3 protein-coding genes are annotated in these 2,195 nt (G+C 73.1%); all 3 read right to left on the minus strand.

The features are described 5' to 3' along the window. Positions 1-211, minus strand: a 211-nt coding sequence (locus GXW76_RS25205) for a hypothetical protein (protein ID WP_211864888.1), incomplete at its 3' end; no start/stop codon positions are given. 52 nt (positions 212-263) lie between these two features. Then, positions 264-1,166: a hydroxymethylglutaryl-CoA lyase gene (locus GXW76_RS25210; protein ID WP_211864889.1), complete on the minus strand. Its 903-nt coding sequence runs from the start codon at positions 1,164-1,166 to the stop codon at positions 264-266. A gap of 69 nt (positions 1,167-1,235) precedes the next feature. Continuing rightward, the coding region (locus GXW76_RS25215; protein ID WP_246514703.1) for a FliI/YscN family ATPase at positions 1,236-2,195 on the minus strand (960 nt) is incomplete at its 5' end.

The raw sequence follows: 2,195 nt of genomic DNA on the forward strand, positions 1-2,195 counted from the left end.
AGGGCGCGGAGGGCGGCGCGCCATCGGTGGCGATGCGCACCGTGCGGCCGTCCGGCAGGACGACATAGCGCCCGACCGGCGCTGTGCCGCCACCGTAGTCGGTGATGATCGTGCCCTCGCCGGCGTCCGGCGATGTCGCCTCGGTGGGCGGCGGTTCGGGCGCGGCGCAACCCGCCGCAAGCAGCACCAGCAGGGGGATCGCGAAGCGCATGATCGCCATCAGATTGGGACGCGGCCGCGCCCTTGGAAGGGCGCGGGCGTCCTCACGCCGCCTGCCGTGCCGCGGGGACCGCGCGCATCCGCCCGCCGGGCACCGCGCCAGGGATGGCGGCGGCCATGTCGGCGGCGACCAGCAGCCGGTTCCAGTCCACCCCGGTCTGCACGCCCATGCGGCGGAACATCCACGCCACGTCCTCGGTCGCCACATTGCCGGTCGCGCCGGGGGCGAAGGGGCAGCCGCCGATGCCGCCCGCGGCGGAATCGAACACGCGGCAGCCGGCTTCCCAGGCGGCGGAGACGTTCGCCACACCCATGCCGTAGGTGTCATGCCCGTGGAAGGCGAAGCGATCGCCCCACTGGCCGATGGCGTGGCGGAAGACGCGGCGGACCTGGTCGGGGCTCGCATTGCCCGTGGTGTCGGCGAGCGCGATCTCCATCTCCGGGTCCAGGGCGACGATGCGCTCCACCCATTGCAGCACCTCATCCTCCGGCACCACGCCGTCGAAGGGGCAGTGGAAGACGCAGGAGAGGTTGAAGCGGATCAGCGTGCCCTTGGGCGTGTCCTGCACCAGCTTCGCCAGTTCCTCGAAGGACTCCTCCCGCGTGCGGTTGAGGTTCGCCTTGTTGTGCCCGGCGGTGGCCGACATGAAGAAGCCGAGGCGGTCGGCGCCATGCGCGATGGCCGTGTCGAAGCCGCGGCGGTTCGGCACCAGAACGGTCGATTCCAGGCCCGGCATCTTCTTGCAGGCCGCCAGCACCTCCTCCGTGCCGGCCATCTGCGGGATGGCCTTGGGCGAGACGAAGGAACCGACCTCCATGCGCCGCAGCCCGGCGTCGTAGCAGGCCTGGATGAGGGCGATCTTGGCCTCGGTCATCACCGGGGCGCCGGTGATGGACTGGATGCCGTCGCGCGGGGCGACCTCGCTGATGATGGCTGTCTCGGGCATGGTCGAACCTCCGCGGCTGGTGCAGAGGGTGTAGTCCCCGGCGGGGGGCGGGGGCAATTCGGGGTGCGCTCAACCCTGCTCCGACATCGCCGCGGCCAGGGCTGCGAAGGCCCGGCCGGGGTCGCTCGCCTCGCCCTTGGGCTGGGACAGCACCTGCTCGATCGCCGGCGCCAGGCGCACCGCGGCATCGGCCTCCGGGTCGTTGCCCGGACGATAGGCGCCGAGGCGCACCAGGTCCTTCACCTCCCCATAGGTCGAGAGCAGCCGCCGCGCCTCGGCCACCAGCGGACGCTCATGCGGGTCGAGCACCGCCGGCGCCGTGCGCGATAGCGATCGCAGCACGTCCACCGGCGGATACCGCCCGGCCTCGGCGATGCGCCGGTCAAGCACGACATGGCCGTCGAGGATGCCGCGCACCGCATCCGCCACCGGCTCGTCATGGTCGTCGCCTTCGACCAGCACGGTGAAGAGCGCGGTGATGGCGCCCGCGCAGCCTTCCTCCCCCGGCCCCGCGCGCTCCAGAAGCCGCGGCAATTCGGTGAAGACGGAGGGCGGATAGCCGCGCGTCGCCGGCGGTTCCCGCACCGCCAACCCGATCTCGCGCGCCGCCAGGGCGAAGCGCGTCACGCTGTCCATCAGCAGCAGCACCTGCCGTCCCCGGTCGCGGAAATGCTCGGCCACGGTCATGGCGGCATAGGCGGCTTCCCGCCGCACCGGCGCGGCGGTGTCGGAGGTCGCGCAGATGACGACGCTGCGCGCCAGCCGGTCCGGGCCGAGGTCGTCCTCGATGAACTCCCGCAATTCGCGCCCGCGCTCGCCCACCAGCGCAAAGACGATGACATCCGGCGCGGCGCCGCCCGCAAGCATGGCCAGCAGCGTGGACTTGCCGACGCCCGAGGCGGCGAACAGGCCAAGCCGCTGCCCCTGCCGCACCGGCGCGAAGAGGTCCAGCGCGCGCACCCCGAGCGCCATCCGCGGCCCCAGCCTGGCACGGCGCCCGGCCGGCGGCGCGGCGGCATGGGTCGGCCG

The sequence above is a fragment of the Neoroseomonas soli genome (assembly GCF_018129065.1).
Lineage (GTDB): Bacteria > Pseudomonadota > Alphaproteobacteria > Acetobacterales > Acetobacteraceae > Neoroseomonas > Neoroseomonas soli.